Origin of the sequence: Bradyrhizobium aeschynomenes, assembly GCF_013178945.1 — a bacterium.
Taxonomy (GTDB): domain Bacteria; phylum Pseudomonadota; class Alphaproteobacteria; order Rhizobiales; family Xanthobacteraceae; genus Bradyrhizobium; species Bradyrhizobium aeschynomenes.
The window spans coordinates 760,303-782,271 of record NZ_JABFDM010000003.1 but is presented as its reverse complement, the minus strand read 5'-3'; the positions used below and the strand labels follow the sequence as shown (position 1 = coordinate 782,271).

Below are 21,969 nucleotides of genomic sequence, written 5' to 3'. Positions count from 1 at the left end.
GCCCGCGCCTTTGCCCCCCCCCCCGTGCTCACGACCTGTCGTTCCAACTACGTCATGCTTCCCGGCAGGAAGCAGCGCACATCGATGCGCAGGCCGGTGTTGAGCTCGCGATAATATACCGGCCACACCATGGTCCGCCCGGCACGATTGGGCTCGGTCACCACGGCTTCGTCCGGAACGATCCACCACTGACCTTCGATGCGAACGCGATAGCGTCCGTCCTTCATGTCCCAGTCCATGTCCGACAGCGCCGTGCCATCGGCATCCGAGCAGCACGGCCCCTTCGCCGAGCGCAATTTCTCGAACCAGCTCTTGAGCGGCGAGTTGGCATAGCGTCCATCGACATCGCGCGCCATCGCGGCGGGGAGCAGCCACGAACACGACGCGAGGCCGATCGCGAGCGCCGCTGCGGAAACAACAGCTAGGGACCTCGATGACTGGCCGCTCATATCCATCACCTCATTGTTCGATGCGAGAGATGGGCAATAGCTCGTCGATCTTCGTGGCATAAGTTCGCAGTCATCAACGACGATCCATGGCGATCGCGTCGATCTCCCAATTTTCTGGATGCAGGGCAGATTCATTCACCGGGACGCCGGGACGTATTCCTGCATCTCCATGCTCATGCGTCCGTGCTCGATCGATGGCGCGCGTCCATCTCGATGGGACTCACACATCGAGAGCGTCTCGCGCATGAGAACGCATGGGCGTACGAGACCGTCATCTGCGTGCGCCACCTTGCGCCGTCGTCGCCGGCTTGAACGGGGCGATCCAGCACGCCGAGGCAGTCGCGATCCCATCGTTGGGCCGTGGCGTACTGCGCCAAAGCACCAGGTTGCGAGCGCAGGCAGCAGAGCGGACTGAGCAGCACGGTCACCGGTGGCGACACGCGCGCAAAGGGCCGGGATCGCTCCCGGCCCTCGTGCCTATCTACACATGGCGCAAACGCCGCTGATCAAAACTCCGCGCGCACCTTCAGCACGGCGGACTGTTCGAGATACTGGCTGCCCATGACGGCATTGTAGCCGAGCGAGATGGACTGGCGTTCTCCGAAGGCCACCAGCTTCAGCGCGGCGCCGAGCTCGGCGAGGTTGCGTTCGGGCGACGGACCGGCGGCGACGAAGCTCGCACCGCCGCCGGCGAAGCTCGCCGTCACGTTCTGGGCGGTGTTGCCGAACTCGTGCCGCCAGGCGGCCAGCGTCTCCAGTCCGAAGCCGTAGGTGGATGTGACCAGCAGTGGCACGGTCGAGCGGACGCCGAGATTGGAGCGCACCGAATTGGTGGTCTGCTTGGCGACCGTCAGCGCTGCGCCGGCGGCGCTGGTCTCCGTATAGGCCTGCTGATCGAGACGGGCGTAGGTCACGCCTGCGAACGGCGTCAGCACGGCCTCGCCGAGCTTGACCGGAACGCCGAACTCGCCGCGCACCAAGCTCAGCCAGCCCTTGTGGTTGCCCGACGCGGCGTCGGTGAAGCCCGCGAAATTGATGCGGCGCGTGGTCGTGTAGTCGACCAGAGCGAGGCCGGCAGAGCCGTTGACGTACCAGGACGGCTGGACATAGGCGCCGTAGACCGTGCCCTGATAGTGCTGCATCCCCACCGCATCGCCTGCAGCGGTTCGATCGTCCATGCTGCTGGTGGCGTAACCGAACGCGGCGCCGACGCGGAACGCACTGTCGATCCGCTGATCGATGCCCGCGACGAGACCGCCGGTGTTGCCCGAATAGCCGGCGACTCCGGCCACGTCGTGCTGCGACACGTTGGTGCCGATCAGGCTTCCCCATACGCTGCGCTCGGGCTCTGGCGCGATGGCCGGCGCCTTCAGAGCCGGACGAGCCTTGGTGGCGCCATACGCCATCAGCATCGACGTCAATGGATCGGTCTCGGACGCGAAGGCCGAGGCGACGCGCGAATTGGCGGACGGCCCCACGGCTGCGGCCGTGAGGCGATTGTCGATCTGCCCCTGGAACAGCGCTGCGGTGCTGAGCGGCACCTGGACCTGCGCGCCGTTCACGAACGGACGGAGTTGATCGCCGGCGTTGCGCAGCTCGCGGTCGGAGCCGAGGCTCTGGACGGCGCCGCCCAGCGCCTGCACCTGCGCATTGCTGCCGGCATAGCCGAACAGGCCATTCAGCGCAGCGAGGCTGCTCGGCGAGATGCCGGCAATGGTGGACGGCGACCGCACCGTTGCGTTCAGCAGCAGAGCGCCCGTGGCCGTATCGGCGGTGAATCCCACGAGCGCGCTGGAGAAGTCGACGTCGAGCGGCGTCCCCGACACCGAGGTCGCCACCCGGTACACATCGCCATTGCGCACGATACCCTGTAGCGTCGGGGCAACCGTGCCCGCGCCGGCAAAGGTCAACGTACCCGTGATACTGCCGAGCTTCGCCGAGGGCGAGACGGCGGTGCCGCCGGGTCCGAAGATCGTCGTCCTCAGCACCGCACCGTCGACCAGCTGGACTCCGGCCACACCATTGACCGTGACCTGCGACTTCATCAGATCGAGCATGCCGAAATTGACGACGCTGGCGAGACTTGTCACGCCGTCGAGCGTCAGCGCGTTCGTGCCAAGTCCATTCTGGGCGATGACGTTGCCGCTGAAGCCCGTGCCCTTGAGCAGGATGGTGTTGGTGGCGTCATCCTGATCGTTGATCACGATGTCGCCGCCGAGCTTGCCCGTGTTGACCAGGTTGAAGACGCGCTCGCCGAAGAAGGTGGCGGCGACATTGGTGGTGGCGGCGCACAGCGGATCGGTGGTGTTGGTGCCCGCGGCCGGACAGGCGTTGCCGTTGGCGTCGGTCCCGGCGCCGGAGCTGGCGAAGGTTCCGGCGACCGTACCCGCCGTCCCCTTGGCGAATGATCCGCGCGAGGCGCTCTGATCGACCGAGATCGATCCCGAGATCGTGCCGCTGTTGGTCACCTCGTGCTCGCCCGAGCCGAGATAGATGTTGCCCTGGATCAGGCCGGCATTGGCGATGACGCTGTCACGCGGGCCCGAGTTCGAGCCGCTGCCCGTCAGCGGGAAGGTCGAGCCTGCGGCAAGACCTGCGGCCGTGGTCAGCGGGTTGGTGTCCAGCGCGAGAATATCGCCTTTGATGACGCCGCTGGCGTTGTTGGTCAGGGTCAGCGCCTTGGTTTCGGCGACGGTGACGTTTCCGTTCGAGTCGAACTTGTAGAGCGGCGAGTCAGGGTTGCTGCCGGGAATGGTCTCGAACTCGGCGCCGGCGAAGGCCGCGATGGCCCAATGGCCATCGTAGAACCGGCTCGCCGCGGTCCAGCTGGTGTTGGCGATCGTGCCCGAGTTGGCAATCGTCGTGTCGGCACGGCCGTAATAGGCCGCCGCGAAATTGCCCGTTGCCGAGATCGTGCCACCGGCCCGGTTGTTGACCACGAAGCTGTTGGTGTTGTCGTCCGAAAACAGCGACGAGATGATCGGCAGGTTGGTGCTGCCATAGCGTCCCGTCGCGGTCGTGCCGATCGAGACGTTCAGATTCGCCGCATTGAAGGTGCCGAACGAATTCTGGGTGACGGCGAGCGTTCCGGTGTTGTTGACCGTGAATCTGTTGACCTGGCTGTCGGCGACGATGACGTGCAGCCGTCCAGCGCTGAGCTGGGTGACGGTGAGTCCGAGCCAGCCCGCATTGTTGATGACGACGTTGTTGACCGCCGGATCTTCATCATTGGAGAAGTTGGCCACGATCATGCCGCGGTTGGCAAGACCGGTCTGATTGCTGGTGGTGAGATTGCGGATCGCCGTCGCATCCAGGGTGATGGTGGTCGTCGGCGGATTCGGATTGTAACCAGTGGCGGGAAAGGCCGGGTTGGCCGGCGTGTAGGCATTGCTGCCGTTCGTCGGCGCCATTGCAGCGGCCGCGTCATACACCGTGACCGCGGAGGTGATGGCCCCGCTGCAGGTCACCATCAGGCCGGGCGTCGTACACTCGGCCCTTGCTTCGCCCGCGACCATCCATGTCGACAACAAGACGAAACTTGCGGCAGCCGCTTCGCTGCGCTTTCTGCTCTTTGATTTCACCTGACGCCCCAAATTTACGCATTACATGCACTTTCTTGTTGGTTCCAAATTGTATCGAAATATTGACGTGAGCCAGCGCGGCGAAAGTTTCTCGAAATACCAGGGACATTTTCCAACCGACTTATTAGTAATCACTTCGACAAACAACTAATGACGACAGATCATATTGCAACCAGCCGATTTCGCGTCAGAGATGCAGTCCACCGAAGGCATGCGCAAAAACAAAGAGGGCCGGGATTTCTCCCGGCCCTCTTGCCACGGCGGGGGGCTTCCGTGGCATGGCGCAGATGCGCCGATCGTCTATTGGCGGTCCGTTCCGAACGCTCAGAACTTCGCCCGGATGCCCGCATAGGCAGCCAGCGGCATGCCCGGCACCATGCTGCGCGGATCGTTGAACGCGAATGCGTTGCCGCCACCGGCCGTGTTGAAGCCGGCGACATCGAACACGGCACCCGCCGAATAGTAGCGCTGGTTGAACAGGTTCTGCACCAGCCCGAACACCTCGACGTTCTTCGTCACCTGATAGGACGTATTGAGATTCACGACCCAATAGGACGGAACCTTCGGATAGACGTTGGTCTCGTCGCGCAGCAGATACTGGCTGCCGACATAGTTGAGGCTCGCACCGACCTTCCAGGCATCGGTCACCGCATATTCGGCGCCGAGCTTCAGGCGATGCGCCGGAATGCCGGGGATGTGGTTGCCGGAGACCACGCCGACGGGCACGCCCAGGAACGGGTCGTTGACGTCGAAGGCGCTGCGGAAGGTGGCGTCGATGAAGGTGTAGTTGGCATAGGCGGTCCACCGGTTCCAGGCGAGATCGACCTTGGCCTCGACGCCCTGCCGCAGGGTGGTGCCGGCGTTCTTGAAATAGCCGCGCACGGGATTGGCCGGATCCACGACGTTGATGATGTCGTCCGAATTCTCGGTGCGGAACACGCTGAGGCCCCAGCGCAGCCGCCAGCCGTCGTCGACGGAGACCGCCTTGATCGGCGCCTTGCGATAGGCCGGCAGATCGGCGGCCATCGCCGAGCGGCCGCCGGAGATCTCGCCGCGCAGGCCGCCTTCGATGGTGCGCGACACCACCTGCTTGAGCGGCGGATCGGCGATCAGGAAGTTGTCGATCAGACAGGGATTGGCCGGATCCGAGCAGCCGAGCTCGAGCGGCGTCGGCGCGCGGTTGGCCTCCGAGTAGCCGGCGTAAGCGGTCATGTTCGGCGTGATCTTGTAGGTCAGGCCGACGACCGGATTGAAGCGCTGGAAATTGTTGTTGCTGTTGAGAAGCGGCGCGAAACCGCTCTGGTCGCGCAGGTTGATCTGGGCCCAGTTGAAGCGTCCGCCCGCCGTCAGCGCCAGTTGCGAGGTGATGTCGAAAGTGTTGGTGGCATAGATGCCGAGATAGGTGTTCTTGGCATTCAGGTTGACCGGCGCGAGGCCAGCATTCGGCTGATCGATGTAGACGCCGAGGCCGGTGACGAACAGGTTCTGGTCGATGGTGCCGAGCTCGGAGGTGGCCTGGAAGTTGGTGTTGCCGTGATCGACGCTGGCGCCGACCACGAAATGATTGTCATGACCGAACAGCTGCGTGGTCGAGGTCGCCTGCAGCGAGCCGCCATAGCTGGCGGTCTTGACGGTGTTGCGGTCGATCTGGCCGAGAGCCACGTCGGCGGCCAGCGTATTGGCGACCGGACCGTTGCGGTTGATGCCCCACGCCGTGCCGGCGGCGTCCTCTAGGACGAACTCGCCATTGTCATCCTCCACCTCGGAGCCGTTGCCGTCGATACGCTTCGATTTATAGTTGCGGTAGTAACCGTTGGCCTGGATCGACAGCGTGTCGGTCGGCGTCCACTTCATGCTCGCCTGCACCATCTGCATCTGCAGATGCAGCGACTGCGGCCAGGTGTAGACGCTGGACCAGCGCCGGTTCAGCATCTCGATCGGAGTGGCCGCCACCGAGCCGAGCTTGTTGTCGGCGCCGGTGAAGGAGAGGTGGAATTCGGTCGTGTCGCCACGCGCGCCGAAATCGGCATACATGCGCCGGATCTGCGAGGCCGACGAGTAGTCGCGCCAGCCGCGGTCATAGGCACCTTCGGCGGCGATATAGGCCGAGTAGGTGCCGTTGTTCCAGCCATATTGCGCGCCCGACTGGATGCGGCCGAACGAGCCGCCGAACAGCTGGGTCTCGGCGCCCTGGTAGTTGAAGCCGTTCTTCATCTCGATGGACATCGCGCCGCCGGTGGCGTTGAGGCCGAACAGCGGATTGTTCGGCATCAGGGTCATGCGCGCGATCGCCATCTCCGGGATCAGGTCCCAGTTGACGATGTCGCCGAAGGCCTCGTTGATGCGGGTGCCGTTCTGGTAGACGGCGATGCCCTGCGGCGTGCCGAGCACGGGCGAGGCAGTCTGCCCACGATAATCGAGGTCGCGCTGGAACGGGTTGCCGGTCTGGTCGCTCAGCGAGACGCCGGGCACCGATTGCAGGATGCCGTCGAGCAGCGACGGGGTCCGGGTGCGGTCGAGATCCCTCGCGGTGATCGTCTGCACGTTGGACGGAATCTTGTCCTTCGCCATTTCGCTGCCCTGGACGGGCGAGACGCCGACCACCTCGATGGTCTCCAATGTCTGCTGCGCGAAGGCAGCCGTAGGCAGCAACGCGCACGTCGCGAGAAGAGCGCTCTTCAGCGCCGAGAGTCTGGTCAAGACGTCCCCCAGTTTCTTGTCGACCGATCCCGGCAACAGCTCACGCCCCTGAGCCTCACACGTGCCGAAACCAGTCAATTCCAACAGAATATGAACGGTAACATTCGTAAACAGCGGCCAATACTGCCGCAATGGGGATTATTCTTCCCGCTTTAGGGACATTTTTCCCGGATCCGGAAACTCGCGACGATTTCGCCAAGCTTACTCCTCGGCTCGGCCGCATTGTCGCACTCGGTTCTGGTTTGCAAGGGAACTCGCATGATAATGGACGTCGGCGCAGCCGGCGCTAAGGGCGAGACCTTCATCGGATGTATCGCGTTCTGCTCGTCGACGACCACCCGGTCGTGATCACGGCCTGCCGCTGGCTGCTGAACGAGGCCGGGATCGGCGCGCTGACCGCGGCGCATGACGCCGAGAGCGCGTACGCGGCCTATCTCCGCGATCCGCCCGACGTCGCCATCGTCGATTTGCGCCTGCGGGGCGATGACCTCGGCGGCATCGGCCTGATCGAGCGAATGCGATCCCACGATCCCCGCCCCCGGATCCTGGTCTTCAGCATGCTGGGCGATCCGCGCATCGTCCGCTCCGCCATCGAGGCCGGCGCCAGCGGCTACCTGCTGAAAGATGCACCGCCGCAGGAGCTGCCGAAAGCGCTGGAGCAGGTGCGGGCCGGCGGCACCTATCTCGATCCGCAACTGGCCATGCGCATCGCGCTGCTGCGCAAGGAGGCCGATGGAACGGAGGCGACGTCGCTAACGCCGCGTGAGCGTCAGGCGCTCGCGCTACTGGCCGAGGCGAAATCCTACCAGGCGATCGCCGATCATCTCGGGATCAGCTACAAGACGGTCATCAACCTGACCTACCGGTTGCGGCAGAAGCTCGGCGCGCGCAGCCTGCCCGACCTGGTTCGCTTGGCCGTCGAGATGTCCCGCCCGGGCCTGTGAGCGCGTGCCCGCCGCGGATCGCCAGATCCGCTGAGCAGTGATGCGGATGCGCTGAAAGTCGAAGGGCCCGCGACGATCGCGTCTTCGCAGGCCCTTGGCATCCGTCGTCGCAATTCGCGCGGAACCCGCGCTCACTTCAGCAGCTTGGCCACCGACTTCAGCTCTTTCGAATCGAGCGTGCCGTCATTGTCCGGGTCGGCTGCCTTGAAGCGGCCGGCCACCAGCGCGAGATACTCGTCCTTGGTCAGCGTGCCGTCATTGTCCGGATCAGCGGCCTTCAGGTCCTTGGCCGAGACGCGGCCGCGCAACTCCTTGGCATCGAGCGTGCCGTCATGGTCACGGTCGAGCTTGTCGAACAGCGCACCAGCAGCCGCGCGGATCTCGTTCATGTCGGCGGTGCCGTCCTTGTCGGGATCGATCGAGGTCAGCAGCTTGGAGGGAGCGGGCGCACTGACCGCCACCGTCGCGGTGCCGACGATCGCGGCCATGCCAACCGCGGCGGCCGTCGTCATCAGTTTCCAGTTCATCGAATTGATCCTTTGTCTCCGCCGTCCGGTCGGGGCGGCGATGAAGGGGTGCAGTAACAACGTATGCGAGCGTCGCTGGTTCTCCGGCGACACGACATGCACCCCATGGAACTAGGCGAGGTTCCGCTCTTTCGCAAGTGCAAGAAGCCGGCGCGCGGGAAAATACCGCTGCCGTGTCGGGACTAGAACCTGGGACCGTGTAGGAAGTATCTCCCGGGGCGATCGCGGCGGGGCCTCGTGTCCGAGTTGTCGGCGTTGTCTCGCGCCTCGGCCCGGGCATTGGCGGTCACGCCACGTTCGCGCCTGCTCGTTCGGGGAAGGTGCCGCGTGGTGTGGGCAGAGGCGTCCCCTTGAGTCATCGCTTCTGCGCCACCGTTCCGAGACCGCGCGGTCTGACGGCGGCCGCAGCCCGCCGCGGTGGACTCGGTACATGTTTTCCTGGCCGCGTCCTTCCTGGCCTGCAACTGGCTCCACCAGGCTTCGAGATCTTCGCGCAGCAGCTTCTCCCGCGCAAGACCGGGTTCAGACAGGCTCATCAAGGCGAACAGCGTCACGGTGATCACCACAGCAAGCCGCCGGGCGGGCCGCGCGGACGTGCGACGACGTTGATCGTTAGCGTGAATCACGGGCGTATCCGATCCCTGGCTGATCCGACAATCAGCAACGCGAGTTGCAATGCATGTCTTCCATCGCTCTATGACCTGAATGTGTTTGCAACGCGCCACATTCATCACCGAGCTGAGATTCACTCGCGACTCCAGCGCCATATTCGATCGGTCAAAAACTCCCGATCGACTTGCCAAAACATCCCTATTGCCGCTGACGCCTGCAACCGGACGACAAAATGCGGCGATACGCAACTGATCGTTTCCCGATTGTGTCACCTTTCAGCCGGGACCGCCGCATGTTTTCGCCGTGCCGACTCGTTAGTTCGTCAGCGAGGGGAGTGCGGGGACAATGGCGTCGACGGATCAGACAAGGGTAGGCCGGGCGGGACGATGGGTCTGCCGCGCCATCGCCTGTGCCGTCCTGCTGTCGCCATTCGCCGCCGCGGCCGAGGAGATTCAGGGCAACGATCCTGCCTCGCCCGGACATTTTCAGGTCGAGCAACGCTTCGGCTATCTCACGACGTTCAATCCGCAGCAGAACGGCGGACGGCGCGTGCCGCAGCGCGCGCTCACCGGTGAGACCGAGATCGGCTACTCGCCGACCGAATGGTACGAGATCGCCCTGACCTCGCCTTATGCGTTCGCGCGCGCCAACGTGCCGATGGCGCTGGGCAACGTGATGGACAACGGCGTGCCCGGCTACTCATTCCAGTCCGGCGGCGTCACGATCCGCCAGACCTTCATCCAGGGCGACCGGCTCGAACGCACGGTGTTCGTCGGTCTCGTCTCGCGCACGATCCTGGCGCCGCAGGGCGGGCTCACGCCGGATCTGTGGGTTGCCAACAAGGCCGGCGCCGGCCAACCCGGTGCGCCGCGCTTCGTGCAGGAGGCGACGCCGCGCGTGGCGCAGATGATCACGCCGATCGTCGGCGTCAACCTGCCCAACGACTATCAGCTGATCTTCAATGCCAACATGACCTTCGGCGTCGTCGGTGCCGGCTCGGCCTTCGAGCCCTCGATCCGTTTCGTCAAGCGCCTGAACGACCGCTGGACCGTCGGCATCGAGCATTTCGCCAACCTCGGACCGCTCGGCCACGTCCTGCCGTGGCATCAGCAGATGCAGACGCTCTACGCCGTTGCCGACACCAGGTTCAAAGGTTTCGAGTTCAGCTTCGGCGTCGGCTACGGCCTGACCAACAATTCGCGCGGCCTCGCGGTCAAGACCAGCATCGGCAAGGATTTCTGACCTCGGCCCCGCTGCCGGCTCCTCATCTCAATCCTCAATCATAAGAAAAGGACACTCGTCATGCGTCGCCTTGTCACCGCCTGCGCCATGCTCGCACTGGCAGGCTCTGCCGCTTACGCCGAAGACGGTCCGCGCTTTCTCAACCGCACCGGCCAGACCATCGTGAAGATGTATCTGGCGGCCGCCGGCACCAAGAACTGGGGCGCCGATCAGTGCAAGAACGACGACGAAGGCATGGTCGACCACAACGAGCGCATGACCTTGGTTGGCGTGAAGTCGGGCCGCTACGACATCAAGCTGTCCGAACAAGGCGGCCGCACCTGCGTCGCCAAGAACATCGAGCTCAAGGAAGGCGCGCAGTTCGTCGTGCGCGACACCGATCTGACGGAATGCTCGAAGTAGACTGCACGCGATGAGGCCGCTCAGCGCGGCCTCATGTTGAGCGGCACCGTGCGCGACTCCTGCGCCTGCCTCATGACGGGAGGAAAGCGCGGAAACGGCGCGGCGCGATCGATGATGGACAGCGCCGCGCGGTCCAGCGCCGGAGAGCCCGAACTGCGGCTGAGCCGGCGCGACAGCAGCCGGCCGTTGCGATCGATGACGACGCTGACCGTCGCCGTGCCGCTGGCGCCGTTGCCGTCGGATGGATAGGCAACATAACGGCGGATATGCGCCACCACTTCCGCGTTCCAGGACGCCTGTCCCTCACGCGAGCCGACGCTGTCCTCGCCGGGATTTGGCGCAGACGCCACGCGTGACGGCCGGCTCGGCGCCGCGGCAGCCGGCTTCGGCGGCGCGGGCTTCTTCTCGGCCTTCTCCCTCGCCTCCTTCTTCTCGACCGGCTTGCGCTCGACGCGCTCGGGCGCCGGAGCAGGTTTCGGCTCCGGCGGCTTCGCCTCGATCGGTTTGGGCGGCGGCGGGGGCGGCAGCACGACGTCATCCGCGCGCGGCGGCTCGGGCGCAAGCGCGACCTGCGGCATCGGCTCTGGCGAGGCAATCACCTCCGGCACCGGCTCCGGCTGGGCCGTCACCTGCGGCTCCGGGTCAGGCTGAGGTTGCGGCACCGGATCCGCGACGGCCTCGCGGGCAACCGGCTCCTCCTTGAGCGGCTCTTCCTGCGGCGGCTCCACCGGAGGGGTCGGATCCGCCGCCGGTGCTTCCTGCGCCGGGGCCGCCGGCTCGCTCACGACTGCCGGGGTGAACACCACATCGAACGCCGGCGCCTCGGCACGTCCAAGCGGTGCGGCACGCAGCAACAAATAGCCGGCGGCGACCCCGACATGCAGCCCAGCCACCACCAGTGCAGCGACGGTCCACAGCGTCCGCTCGCGGCGCTCCTCATGGTCGAACGGATCGAGCGTCAGGACGCTCACTGCGCGCCCCGGTCTTCCAAGGCGACCAGCGCCACCTTCGTGTAGCCGGCGCGGCGCAGCGTGTTCATCAGCGCCATCACCTCGCCATAGGGCAGCGTCTGGTCGGCACGCAGCAGCACGCGCTGGCCATGATCGGACTTGGTCGCGGCGTCGAGGGAGGCCGCGATGTCGGCCTGCGCGACGCCCTGATCGCCGACCGCGAGCGAGCGGTCGGCCTTGAAGGTCACGAAGACGGGCGTCTCCGCGCGCGGCTGCGGCTCGGCCGAAATCGCCGGCAGGTTGACGGGGATGTCGACGGTGGCGAGCGGCGCGGCCACCATGAAGATGATCAGGAGCACCAGCATGACATCGATGAACGGCGTCACGTTGATGTCGTGCGTCTCCTCGAACTCATCGGTGCGCCGGGCAAGCTTGACGGCCATGGCTCACTCCGCGGGATTGGCGATCGACAGCATCGGCGCGTCCACGGCGCGGATGGCGCTGCGCCGCGCCTCGGCAGGCCCGGAATGCTGCCGGTCGAGATCGCGGCTGAGCAGGCGCATCACCGCCACGGAGGCATCGGCGATCACAGCGCGATAACCGCCGGTCGCGCGCGCGAACAGGTTGTAGATGACGACGGCAGGAATAGCTGCGGCGAGGCCGAAGGCGGTGGCGAGCAGCGCCTCCGCAATGCCCGGTGCGACCACCGCGAGATTGGTCGTGTGGGCATGTGAGATGCCGATGAAGCTGTTCATGATGCCCCAGACGGTGCCGAACAGGCCGACGAACGGTCCAACGGCACCCACGGTCGCGAGAATGCCGATGCCGCGCCCGATCCGCGCGACCGCTGCCGCCTCGATCCGCTCGAACTGCCAGGAGACGCGCTCCTTGATGCCGTCGGCGGGCAGTCCGCGCGACTTGTCGATCTCGTCGTCGGCCACGGCCAGCAGCCGGCCGACGACACCATCCTCGGCGGAAATCCGGCCCGACGCATCGGACAAGGCGCGCGCCGCCATCGCGGTGCCGAGCGCATTGCGGGCCGCGCGCAACGCCGAGCGAAGCTGAATGGTCTTCACCACCAGCACGGTCCAGGTCGCCACCGACGCCAGCGCAAGCCCGATCATGACGGCCTTCACGACGACGTCGGCCTGCATGAACATGGTCCAGGGCGACAACGCTTCCGGCAGCGTGCTCGCGATATTGGCGATGTGCGCCTGATCCATGGCCGTACTCCCTCGATGGCCCCGTGATTGCTGATCGCGATGCCGGCGCCTGATCGCATAAAGCAACGCCGGATCGTGTCGAGGCCTTGTTGTTTCGCGTCGTTGGGGCAAAGTCGCGGCGAAATGGCAACGATGCCGGTGAAGAAAGAGTGCCGCCTGTGGTCATCGCCTTCAAGGCACTTGGCGCGTGGAATATGTCCCATGTGATCCGGGAATAATTCCCGGACGAGACGGGCGCGCCGCTCAAATCGCCGGCAATAGAAAAGGCCGGGATTGCTCCCGGCCTCAGGTGACTGGATCGCCCGGTCGAGCGGGCGATCGCTGTTGTCAGGCGGTTACTTGGCCTCGGCGCGCTTCGGCGGGGTCGCCGGCCACGACTTGATCAGCGTGTCGTAGTCGACGGTCTCGCCCTTCGGCTTCTCGTTCGCGAGCTTGCGCTGCGGAGCGATGTTGCCGTCCTTGGCCGACTTGTTGAACCAGAACTCGGCTGATTCCTTCTTGTTCAGCTTCGGACCGCACTCACCCTGCACCTTGGACTTCTCCAGACGCTCGAGGACGGAGTCCTGAGCGGCCGCGAGCGCGTCCATCGCCTGCTGCGGGGTCTTCGCACCGGACGACGCATCGCCGATGTTCTGCCACCACAGCTGCGCCAGCTTCGGATAGTCGGGCACGTTGTTCCCGGTCGGGGTCCACTGCACGCGCGCGGGCGAGCGGTAGAACTCGATCAGGCCGCCGAGCTTCGGCGCACGCTCGGTGAACGACTTGTCCCAGATGTCGGATTCACGGATGAAGGTAAGGCCGACATGGCTCTTCTTGAGAGACACCGACTTCGACACGATGAACTGCAGATACAGCCAGGCGGCCTTGCGGCGATCCGGCGGGGTCGACTTCAGAAGCGTCGCAGAACCGGCGTCCTGGTAGCCGAGCTTCATGCCCTCCTTCCAGTAGGAGCCGTGCGGCGACGGAGCCATGCGCCACTTCGGCGTGCCGTCCGCATTCACGACCGGCAGGCCGGGCTTCACCATGTCGGCGGTGAAGGCGGTGTACCAGAAGATCTGCTGGGCAACGTTGCCCTGCGCCGGCACCGGGCCGGCCTCGGAGAAGGTCATGCCTTGCGCCTGCGGTGGCGCATACTTCTTCATCCAGTCGAGGTACTTCGCGATCGAGTAGACCGCGGCCGGACCGTTGGTGTCGCCGCCGCGCTCGACCGAGGAGCCGACCGGACGGCAGCCTTCCATGCGGATGCCCCATTCGTCGACCGGCAGGCCGTTCGGGATGCCCTTGTCGCCGTTGCCGGCCATCGACAGCCAGGCGTCGGTGAAGCGCCAGCCGAGCGAGGGATCCTTCTTGCCGTAGTCCATGTGGCCATAGACCTTGACGCCGTTGATCTCCTTGACGTCGTTGGTGAAGAACTCCGCGATGTCCTCATAGGCGGACCAGTTCACGGGCACGCCGAGGTCGTAGCCATACTTGGCCTTGAACTTGGCCTTGTAGTCCGGGTTGGTGAACCAGTCGTAGCGGAACCAATACAGGTTGGCGAACTGCTGGACGGGCAGCTGATAGAGCTTGCCGTCCGGGCCGGTCGTGAACGACTTGCCGATGAAGTCGTTGACGTCGAGACCGGGATTGGTGACGTCCTTGCCCTCGCCCTTCATGTAGTCCGACAGCGCCACGGTCTGGCCGTAGCGGAAGTGGGTGCCGATCAGGTCGGAGTCGTTGATCCAGCCGTCATAGACGTTCTTGCCGGACTGCATCTGCGTCTGCAGCTTCTCGACCACGTCGCCTTCCTGGATCAGGTCGTGCTTCAGCTTGATGCCGGTGATCTCGCTGAAGGCCTTGGCCAGGGTCTTGGCTTCGTACTCGTGGGTGGTGATGGTCTCGGAGACGACGTTGATCTCCATGCCCTTGAAGGGCTCAGCGGCTTTCGCGAACCACTGCAGCTCCTTCAGCTGCTCTTCCTTCGAGAGGGTCGACGGCTGGAACTCGCTGTCGATCCACTTCTGGATCGTCGCGTCGTCGGCGCGCGCCGGAAGGGACAACGTCATGGTCGCGGCAAACAGCGCTACCGCGCTGGTCATCGCAAGATAGCCGGCCTTGTTCAGGTGTTGCTTCCTACGTTTCAAGTGTCGCATGGTTTCCTCCTAGCAGCGACGGATATATTCCAGGTCCGGGTTGGCCCCGGATCTGCCCTTCTTCGCTCGCGTCAGACGGTGCGAAAGATCGCAACGGCAGACGCAAGCGAAATTGCGGTCGCGAGCCACAGGCTCGAAACCTCAAATCCTTCCTCGCCAATCGGCAAGGACGCAATCGTGTCGGTGCCGACCAGACCAATCCATGCCAGATGGATAACGGCGGCAGTTATCAGCGAGATGAACAGCCGGTCGCCGCGCGTGGTCGGAATGCGCAGCACGCCGACCCGCTCGGCCTCCGGATACCGCGCGGCAAGCGCAGTCATGACGCCGAGCGTGCAGGCCAGCGCGGCAAAGAAGATCGCCGTCGGCGCGGTCCAGGCCATCCATGCGATGCTGTCCATGGCTATCAGCTCCAGGCTTCACAAGTGCAGAATGAGGACCAAGCTGCTGCGCCCAAGACGGTGCGCTCCCCTCCCCCTTGCGGGGAGGGGCCGGGGGTGGGGGTCCACACGAAGACTTCCCGTGGGGTACCCCCCTCCCCGACCCTCCCCCACAAGGGGGGAGGGAGCGCAGCGAGCTTGGAGCTATCGGCTTGCCCCATCATCACACCCGCCCCAGCGCGAAGCCGCGCGCGATGTAGTTGCGGACGAACCAGATGACGAGCGCGCCCGGGATGATCGTGAGCACGCCGGCGGCGGCCAGCAGGCCCCAGTCCATGCCCGATGCCGAGACGGTGCGGGTCATCACCGCCGAAATCGGCTTGGCATCGACCGAGGTCAAGGTGCGCGCGAGCAGCAATTCGACCCAGGAGAACATGAAGCAGAAGAAGGCGGCGACGCCGATGCCGCTTGCGATCAGCGGCACCAGGATCTTCGCGAAGAACCGCGGGAACGAATAGCCGTCGAGGAACGCCGTCTCGTCGATCTCGCGCGGCACCGAGGACACGAAGCCCTCGAGGATCCACACCGCCAAGGGAATGTTGAAGATGCAATGCGCCAGCGCCACCGCCCAGGGCGTATCGAACAGGCCGATCGCCGAATAGAGGTTGAAGAACGGCAGCGCATAGACCGCGGCCGGTGCCATCCGGTTGGACAGCAGCCAGAAGAACAGGTGCTTGTCGCCGAGGAAGCGGTAGCGCGAGAACGCGTAGGCCGCCGGCAGCGCCACCAGGATCGAGATCACCGTGTTGAGGATCACGTATTTCAGCGAGTTGATATAGCCGGAATACCAGCTCTCGTCGGTGAAGATCCGCATGTAGTTGGCGATGGTCGGCTGATGCGGCCACAGCGTCATCGTCGTGACGATCTCGTTGTTGGTCTTGAAGCTCATGTTGACGAGCCAGTAGATCGGCAACAGCAGGAAGACCAGGAACAGCGAGATGATGATGCGACGGCCCGGAATCGTGTTCATCACGCGCCTCCTTCCGTCGGCCGGCGCTCGGCGCCGGCATTGGTCATGATGGTGTAGAACACCCAGCAGACGATCAGGATGATCAGGTTGTAGACCAGCGACAGCGCGGCCGCCTTGCCGAGGTCGAACTGGCCGAGCGCGATCTTGACGAGCTCGATCGAGATGAAGGTGGTGGAGTTGCCCGGCCCGCCGCCGGTGACCACGAACGGCTCGGTGTAGATCATGAAGCTGTCCATGAAGCGCAAGAGCACCGCGATCAGCAGCACGCGGTGCATCTTCGGCAGCTGGATCGCGGTGAACACCGCCCAGCGCGAGGCGCCGTCGATCTGCGCCGCCTGGTAATAGGCGTCCGGAATCGACTTCAGGCCGGCATAGCACAGCAGCGCCACCAGGCTGGTCCAGTGCCAGACATCCATGATGATGACGGTGAACCAGGCGTCGAGATCGTTGGAGACGTAATTGTAGTCGATCCCCATGCTCGTCAGCGTGTAGCCGAGCAATCCGATGTCGGGCCGGCCGAAGATCTGCCAGATGGTGCCGACCACGTTCCACGGAATCAGCAGCGGCAGCGCCAGCACGACGAGGCAGAACGCGACGGTCCACCCCGCCCGCGGCATCGACAGCGCCACGACGATGCCGAGCGGCACCTCGATGGCGAGGATCGCGAGCGAGAAGATCAGGTTGCGGCCGAGCGAGGCCAGGAAGCGACCGCCCAGATCGGTGGAGGGATCGAGCAGCTCCTTGAACCAGCCGACGCCGTTCCAGAAGAACTGGTTGTTACCGAAGGTGTCCTGCATCGAATAGTTCACCACCGTCATCAGTGGCAGGATCGCGGAGAACGCGACCAGCAGGAACACCGGCAGGACCAGGAACCAGGCCTTGTTGTTGATGGTCTTGTCCATCCCTCAGGCTCCCTCGACCAGGCGGCTGTCGGCATAGACGTGGACATAGGCCGGATTGAACTTCAGCCCGATCGCCGAGCCGGACGGCGAGAAGCCCGACGGCAGGCGCGCGGCGAACTTGGCATCGCCGACGCGGACGCGCGCGAAGCGGATGCGGCCGAGATCGTCGATGCGCTCGATATTGGCGTCGAGCAGGCCGGGTCCGGGCGCCGCGACATCGACGAATTCGGGCCGCACGCCGATCTCGATCTTCGCACCCGCCGGCAGCGCATCGTAGCTGCGCGCCAGCGTCAGCGTGTGGCCGTCGATGCGGGCTTCGCGGCCCTTCACCTCGGCCGAGAGGATGTTCATGCCGGGCGAGCCGATGAAATAGCCGACGAAGGTGTGGGCCGGCTTGTCGAACAGCTCCGCCGGCGTGCCGCTCTGCACGACGCGGCCGTCATGCATCACGACGACGGTGTCGGCGAAGGTCAGCGCCTCGGTCTGGTCGTGGGTGACATAGATCATCGTCAGATCGAGCTCGCGATGCAGCGCTTTCAGCTTCGAGCGCAGCTGCCATTTCAGCTCGGGATCGATCACGGTCAGCGGCTCGTCGAACAGCACGGCGGCGACGTCGGAGCGGACGAGACCGCGGCCGAGCGAGATCTTCTGCTTGGCGTCCGCGGTGAGCCGGGTGGCCTTGCGGTTGAGGTCCGGCGTGAGATCCAGCAGCCGCGCGATCTCGGCGACGCGCTTGTCGATCTCCGCCCGGGGCACGCCGCGGTTCTTGAGCGGGAAGGCGAGATTCTCGCCGACCGTCATGGTGTCGTAGATCACCGGGAACTGGAACACCTGGGCGATGTTGCGCTCGCGCGTCGAAGCCTGCGTGATGTCCTTGCCGTCGAACAGGATCTTTCCGCGCGAGGGCGTCAGGATGCCGGAGATCAGGTTGAGCAGAGTGGTCTTGCCGCAGCCGGAGGGCCCGAGCAGGGCATAGGCACCACCCTGGCGCCAGGTCATCGTGACCGGCTTCAGCGCAAAGCTTTCGATGTCGGCATCGTTGCCATGATAGGACTGGGCGAGGTCGACGAGGTCAATGCGGGCCATGCGGCATCTCCCTCACATGCTGCTCGGCGCCGCGACCAGTCGGTCGCTGGCGTCGAACACGAAGACGTTGGCGGGATCGAGCATGGCGTCGAGCACGTCGCCCGGCTCGTATTCGTGCACGCCGTGCAGCACGGCGACCCAGTTCATGCCGTCGCGCGTCAGATGCACGAAACTCTCCGATCCGGTGATCTCGGTGACGGAGACCGTCGCCCGGAACGCGTGGCTGCCATTGCTGCCGGCATGGCTGCCGTCGCGGCTTCCATCGCCTTTGGCGAGCCCGAGCTGATGCGGACGAAAGCCGGCACGGTAGGTGCCGTCCGGCAGGCCAGCATAGAGACCGACCGCCGGCGCGCTCACGCCACCCGCATAGTGCACGCTGTCGCCGCGCTTCTCGATATCGACCGTATTCATCGGCGGGTCCGAAAACACTTGGCCGACGCGCAGCGTGTCGGGACGGCGGTACACGGCCGCGGTGTCGCCGGCCTGCAGCACCTGCCCTTCCCACATGCAGATGGTGCGGCCGCCGAGCAGCAGCGCTTCCGACGGCTCGGTCGTCGCATAGACGAAGATCGCGCCGGAGGCCTCGAAGATCCGCGGCAGCTCGGTGCGCAGCTCCTCACGCAGCTTGTAGTCGAGATTGGCCAGGGGCTCATCGAGCAGCACGAGATCGGCGCCCTTGACCAGCGCGCGCGCAATCGCCGTGCGCTGCTGCTGTCCGCCGGACAGTTGCAGCGGCGTGCGCTTCAGATAGGGCTCGAGCCGCAGCAGCCGGGCGGCTTCGGCGACGCGCTTCTCGATCTCCTCGCGCGGCTTGCCCTGCACGCGCAGCGGCGAGGCGATGTTCTCATAGACCGAAAGCGAGGGATAATTGATGAACTGCTGATAGACCATCGCCACGGAGCGCTTGCGCACGTCGGCCCCGGTGACATCCTTGCCGTCGACAAGCACGCGGCCGGCGGTCGGCTTGTCCAAGCCGGCGAGCAGCCGCATGATCGAGGTCTTGCCGGACAGCGTGGGCCCGAGCAGCACGCTCAGCGTGCCGCGCTGCAAGGTCAGCGACACGTCGCGAATGGTCGTGACGCCGTCGACGATGCGCGAGACGTGATCGAGCGTCACGCTCATGCGCGTCCCCCGGCTTCACGCGGCGTCACGGCCTTGTGCTCGCCGTTGGCGATGATCCACGCCTCCAGCGCGGCAATCTCAGCCGCCGACATCCGCAACCCCAGCTTCGATCGCCGCCACACGATGTCCTCGGCCGTGAACGCCCACTCATTCGTCATCAGGTACCTGACTTCGCGCTCCGTCAAGGTGCCACCAAAATCCTGGCCGAGATCGGCCGAAGATGTCGCACCCGCCAGCATGGTCTTGGCCCGCGTGCCATAGGCATGCGCGATCCGCTTCGCATGTGCATCCGACAGGAACGGGCAGGCCTTGCGGAGATCGGCGATCAGCGGCGCTACGGCCGAGACCTTCATGTCGCCGCCAGGCAGCGATGCCTTGCCGGTCCAGCCTTCCTCCGCCTTGGCACCGTTCAGATAGGGCGCAAGCCGCTCCAGCGCCTCTTCCGACAACCGCCGATAGGTGGTGATCTTGCCGCCATAGATCGACAGCAGCGGCAGGCCGCCCGGCGTGTCGAGCTCGAACACGTAGTCGCGCGTTGCCGCCTTGGCCTCGCTGGCGCCGTCATCATACAGCGGACGTACGCCCGAATAACTCCACACGACGTCGGCAGGCGCCACCGGCTTGGCAATGTACTCGCCGACCGCGGCGCAGAGATAGGCGATCTCCTCGTCGGTCGCCTTCACCTTGGCAGGGTCGCCCTGATAGTCGCGATCGGTGGTTCCGATCAGCGTGAAATCCTGCTGATAGGGAATCGCGAAGATGATGCGGCCGTCGGCGTTCTGGAAGATGTAGGCGCGATCATGGTCGTAGAGCTTGCGCACCACGATATGCGACCCCTGCACCAGCCGCACTTTCGCTTTCGCATTGACGCCGGCGCCGGTCGCCAGGACCTGCTCGACCCAGGGACCGGCGGCATTGACCAGCGCGCGCGCCTTGATCGTCTCGCGCTCGCCTGTCCGGGTGTTCTCGGTGGTGACCAGCCAATGGCTGCCGTCCTGGCGGATCTCGGTCGCACGGGTGCGGGTGCGGATCACGGCCCCTCGATCGGCGGCGTCGCGCGCGGTCAGCACGACCAGACGGGCATCATCGACGAAGCAGTCGGAATATTCGAAGCCGGTGGCGTAGCGCCCCGGGATCAGCGGCCGGCCGACCTCGTCGCTGCGCAGGTTGACCGATCGCGTCGGCGGCAGCAGCTTGCGGCCGCCAAGATGGTCATAGAGAAACAGGCCGAGGCGCAGCAGCCAGGCCGGGCGCAGGCCGGAGTGATGCGGCAGCACGAAGCGCAGCGGGCGGATGATGTGGGGCGCGATCTGCCAGAGGATCTCGCGCTCGATCAGCGCCTCGCGGACCAGCCGGAACTCGTAATACTCGAGATAGCGCAAGCCGCCGTGAACGAGCTTGGTCGACCAGGACGAGGTTCCGCTCGCCAGATCGTTCATTTCGCACAGAAAAACGGAGTTTCCGCGTCCGGCCGCATCGCGTGCGATGCCGCAGCCATTCACGCCGCCTCCGATGATGGCGAGGTCGTAGATTCGCTCCAACAGACGCATCCCCCGGCAATCGCCTTGACCGTAGCGATTTCACTTTCGGTTTCGAGTTAAACACAAACGAAAGTGAAAGCAAATCGAAATTCGCATGTTGGGCCGACATTGGGCAGAATCTGCCCAATCGGGGATCAAACAGCCTTTCAGGGTGTCGGAAAGTCAGGCGCGGCGAAGCGCAGCCGACGAGCTGGTTTCAGTTGGCTCTGCGGAGTCATCCGCCTCGTCCGCGGGCATGGCCGAGACCACCTCGATGCCGCGGCTATGGCAGAGGGCAGCGAGCCCGTCCGGCAGGGGACGGTCGGTGACGAAGGTCTGGATCTGGCTGAGATGGGCAATGCGCACCGGCGCGCTGCGGTGGAGCTTGGTGGAATCGGCGACCAGCATCACGCTGCGGGCATTGGCGATGATCGCCTGGGCCACCTGCACCTCGCGGTAGTCGAAGTCGAGCAGCGCGCCCTCCTCATCGATCGCGGAGGCGCCGATGATGGCATAGTCGACCTTGAACTGGCCGATCAGCTGCGTCGCCGTCGAGCCGACGACGCCGCCGTCGGAGCGCCGCACGCTGCCGCCGGCAACGATCACTTCGATGCGCGGATGCGGATAGAGCAGCATCGCGACATTGAGATTGTTGGTGATGACCAGCAGGTCCTGATGCGAGGTCAGTGCGCTCGCCACCTCCTCGGTCGTGGTGCCGATATTGATGAACAGCGAGGAGCCGTTCGGGATGCGCGCGGCCGCGGTCGCGCCGATCGCCTTCTTCTCGTCGGCAGCGACGAAGCGCCGCGCCTCATAGGCCAGATTCTCGACTCCCGAGGCGATGATCGCACCGCCGTGAATGCGCGTCAGCGCGCGCTGCTCGCACAGGTCGTTGAGGTCCTTGCGGATCGTCTGGGCCGACACTTCGAATCGGCGCGCAAGATCCTCGACCATGACGCGGCCGGAGGCGCGGGCGATGTTGAGAATGTCGGTCTGACGTTGAGAGAGGACGGCCATGGCAAGCTTTCGAAACGAGCTGCACCATGGTGATGCTGATCGAGTCAAGGGTCAATGCACGAGGCGCCTGAACGCACCGCAGCAATCACCGACCGTCAGAGAGGCAGCACCACATCTTGCGGCAGAGGCGGTCGCGCAGGCGGTCGCCAT

At 65.1% G+C, this 21,969-nt stretch carries 18 protein-coding genes; 3 read left to right on the top strand and 15 right to left on the bottom strand.

All coding sequences use genetic code 11. From position 1 onward, the window contains the following. Positions 1-47 precede the first annotated feature (47 nt). The 3 genes from HL666_RS12635 to HL666_RS12625 form a co-directional block, all read right to left on the bottom strand. A complete protein-coding gene (locus HL666_RS12635; protein ID WP_172114207.1) occupies positions 48-455 on the bottom strand; it encodes a hypothetical protein in 408 nt (135 codons plus the stop codon). Positions 456-955: 500 nt separating this feature from the next. Beyond that, positions 956-3,919 (bottom strand): autotransporter family protein, encoded by a 2,964-nt coding sequence (locus HL666_RS12630; protein ID WP_246741527.1) that lies wholly within the window; start codon positions 3,917-3,919, stop codon positions 956-958. Between the two features lie 435 nt (positions 3,920-4,354). Beyond that, positions 4,355-6,730: a TonB-dependent receptor gene (locus tag HL666_RS12625; protein ID WP_172181702.1), complete on the bottom strand. Its 2,376-nt coding sequence runs from the start codon at positions 6,728-6,730 to the stop codon at positions 4,355-4,357. A 308-nt stretch (positions 6,731-7,038) separates the two neighbouring features. Here HL666_RS12625 and HL666_RS12620 point away from each other — a divergent pair, with 308 nt between their 5' ends. Beyond that, positions 7,039-7,674, top strand: coding sequence for a response regulator transcription factor (locus HL666_RS12620; protein WP_172114130.1), 636 nt, complete (start codon positions 7,039-7,041; stop codon positions 7,672-7,674). A 131-nt stretch (positions 7,675-7,805) separates the two neighbouring features. Here the strand turns inward: HL666_RS12620 and lanM are convergent, their stop codons facing one another. Then, on the bottom strand, positions 7,806-8,201 hold the full coding sequence (gene lanM, locus HL666_RS12615) for a lanmodulin LanM (RefSeq protein WP_488225957.1): 396 nt from the start codon (positions 8,199-8,201) through the stop codon (positions 7,806-7,808). 957 nt (positions 8,202-9,158) lie between these two features. On the opposite strand from lanM, the gene HL666_RS12610 reads away from it, so the two are divergent. Further along, on the top strand, positions 9,159-10,055 hold the full coding sequence (locus tag HL666_RS12610; RefSeq protein ID WP_210261852.1) for a hypothetical protein: 897 nt from the start codon (positions 9,159-9,161) through the stop codon (positions 10,053-10,055). Between the two features lie 60 nt (positions 10,056-10,115). Next, positions 10,116-10,457: a hypothetical protein gene (locus tag HL666_RS12605; protein WP_172114129.1), complete on the top strand. Its 342-nt coding sequence runs from the start codon at positions 10,116-10,118 to the stop codon at positions 10,455-10,457. 20 nt (positions 10,458-10,477) lie between these two features. Here the strand turns inward: HL666_RS12605 and HL666_RS12600 are convergent, their stop codons facing one another. The 11 genes from HL666_RS12600 to HL666_RS12550 form a co-directional block, all read right to left on the bottom strand. Next, positions 10,478-11,428: an energy transducer TonB gene (locus HL666_RS12600; protein ID WP_172181700.1), complete on the bottom strand. Its 951-nt coding sequence runs from the start codon at positions 11,426-11,428 to the stop codon at positions 10,478-10,480. Then, positions 11,425-11,850 carry a TonB system transport protein ExbD gene (exbD, locus tag HL666_RS12595; RefSeq protein ID WP_172114127.1) on the bottom strand — a complete coding sequence of 142 codons (426 nt, stop codon included), beginning with the start codon at positions 11,848-11,850 and terminating at the stop codon, positions 11,425-11,427. Before exbD ends, HL666_RS12600 begins: the two co-directional genes overlap by 4 nt. A gap of 3 nt (positions 11,851-11,853) precedes the next feature. Next, positions 11,854-12,630: a tonB-system energizer ExbB gene (exbB, locus tag HL666_RS12590; RefSeq protein WP_172114126.1), complete on the bottom strand. Its 777-nt coding sequence runs from the start codon at positions 12,628-12,630 to the stop codon at positions 11,854-11,856. 335 nt (positions 12,631-12,965) lie between these two features. After that, complete coding sequence (locus HL666_RS12585; protein WP_172114203.1) at positions 12,966-14,708, bottom strand: ABC transporter substrate-binding protein; 1,743 nt, start codon at positions 14,706-14,708, stop codon at positions 12,966-12,968. Between the two features lie 125 nt (positions 14,709-14,833). After that, the gene (locus tag HL666_RS12580; RefSeq protein WP_172114125.1) at positions 14,834-15,163 is read right to left on the bottom strand and encodes a DUF2160 domain-containing protein; all 330 of its coding nucleotides are present in this window, start codon (positions 15,161-15,163) and stop codon (positions 14,834-14,836) included. 202 nt (positions 15,164-15,365) lie between these two features. Beyond that, on the bottom strand, positions 15,366-16,172 hold the full coding sequence (locus HL666_RS12575) for a carbohydrate ABC transporter permease (protein ID WP_172181698.1): 807 nt from the start codon (positions 16,170-16,172) through the stop codon (positions 15,366-15,368). After that, positions 16,172-17,074: a carbohydrate ABC transporter permease gene (locus tag HL666_RS12570; RefSeq protein ID WP_172181696.1), complete on the bottom strand. Its 903-nt coding sequence runs from the start codon at positions 17,072-17,074 to the stop codon at positions 16,172-16,174. The genes HL666_RS12575 and HL666_RS12570 overlap by 1 nt, the downstream gene beginning before the upstream one ends. A 3-nt stretch (positions 17,075-17,077) precedes the next feature. Further along, positions 17,078-18,160, bottom strand: a complete 1,083-nt coding sequence (locus HL666_RS12565) for an ABC transporter ATP-binding protein (RefSeq protein WP_172181694.1) — start codon at positions 18,158-18,160, stop codon at positions 17,078-17,080. A 12-nt stretch (positions 18,161-18,172) separates the two neighbouring features. Further along, positions 18,173-19,282 carry an ABC transporter ATP-binding protein gene (locus tag HL666_RS12560; protein WP_172114121.1) on the bottom strand — a complete coding sequence of 370 codons (1,110 nt, stop codon included), beginning with the start codon at positions 19,280-19,282 and terminating at the stop codon, positions 18,173-18,175. Further along, the gene (glpD, locus tag HL666_RS12555) at positions 19,279-20,832 is read right to left on the bottom strand and encodes a glycerol-3-phosphate dehydrogenase (protein ID WP_172181692.1); all 1,554 of its coding nucleotides are present in this window, start codon (positions 20,830-20,832) and stop codon (positions 19,279-19,281) included. Before glpD ends, HL666_RS12560 begins: the two co-directional genes overlap by 4 nt. 153 nt (positions 20,833-20,985) lie before the next feature. Beyond that, complete coding sequence (locus HL666_RS12550; RefSeq protein WP_172114119.1) at positions 20,986-21,819, bottom strand: DeoR/GlpR family DNA-binding transcription regulator; 834 nt, start codon at positions 21,817-21,819, stop codon at positions 20,986-20,988. Between the last annotated feature and the right edge of the window lie 150 nt (positions 21,820-21,969).

Bases quoted from the DNA above. Each gene is read 5' to 3' on its own strand.
- HL666_RS12560 (WP_172114121.1), bottom strand. From the start codon at position 19,282: ATGAGCGTGACGCTCGATCACGTCTCGCGCATCGTCGACGGCGTCACG.
- HL666_RS12550 (WP_172114119.1), bottom strand. From the start codon at position 21,819: ATGGCCGTCCTCTCTCAACGTCAGACCGACATTCTCAACATCGCCCGC.
- HL666_RS12610 (WP_210261852.1), top strand. From the start codon at position 9,159: ATGGCGTCGACGGATCAGACAAGGGTAGGCCGGGCGGGACGATGGGTC.
- HL666_RS12580 (WP_172114125.1), bottom strand. From the start codon at position 15,163: ATGGACAGCATCGCATGGATGGCCTGGACCGCGCCGACGGCGATCTTC.
- HL666_RS12605 (WP_172114129.1), top strand. From the start codon at position 10,116: ATGCGTCGCCTTGTCACCGCCTGCGCCATGCTCGCACTGGCAGGCTCT.
- HL666_RS12565 (WP_172181694.1), bottom strand. From the start codon at position 18,160: ATGGCCCGCATTGACCTCGTCGACCTCGCCCAGTCCTATCATGGCAAC.
- HL666_RS12620 (WP_172114130.1), top strand. From the start codon at position 7,039: ATGTATCGCGTTCTGCTCGTCGACGACCACCCGGTCGTGATCACGGCC.
- HL666_RS12585 (WP_172114203.1), bottom strand. From the start codon at position 14,708: ATGACCAGCGCGGTAGCGCTGTTTGCCGCGACCATGACGTTGTCCCTT.
- HL666_RS12630 (WP_246741527.1), bottom strand. From the start codon at position 3,919: ATGGTGACCTGCAGCGGGGCCATCACCTCCGCGGTCACGGTGTATGAC.
- HL666_RS12635 (WP_172114207.1), bottom strand. From the start codon at position 455: ATGGATATGAGCGGCCAGTCATCGAGGTCCCTAGCTGTTGTTTCCGCA.
- exbB (WP_172114126.1), bottom strand. From the start codon at position 12,630: ATGGATCAGGCGCACATCGCCAATATCGCGAGCACGCTGCCGGAAGCG.
- HL666_RS12570 (WP_172181696.1), bottom strand. From the start codon at position 17,074: ATGGACAAGACCATCAACAACAAGGCCTGGTTCCTGGTCCTGCCGGTG.
- exbD (WP_172114127.1), bottom strand. From the start codon at position 11,850: ATGGCCGTCAAGCTTGCCCGGCGCACCGATGAGTTCGAGGAGACGCAC.
- HL666_RS12575 (WP_172181698.1), bottom strand. From the start codon at position 16,172: ATGAACACGATTCCGGGCCGTCGCATCATCATCTCGCTGTTCCTGGTC.
- glpD (WP_172181692.1), bottom strand. From the start codon at position 20,832: ATGCGTCTGTTGGAGCGAATCTACGACCTCGCCATCATCGGAGGCGGC.
- lanM (WP_488225957.1), bottom strand. From the start codon at position 8,201: ATGAACTGGAAACTGATGACGACGGCCGCCGCGGTTGGCATGGCCGCG.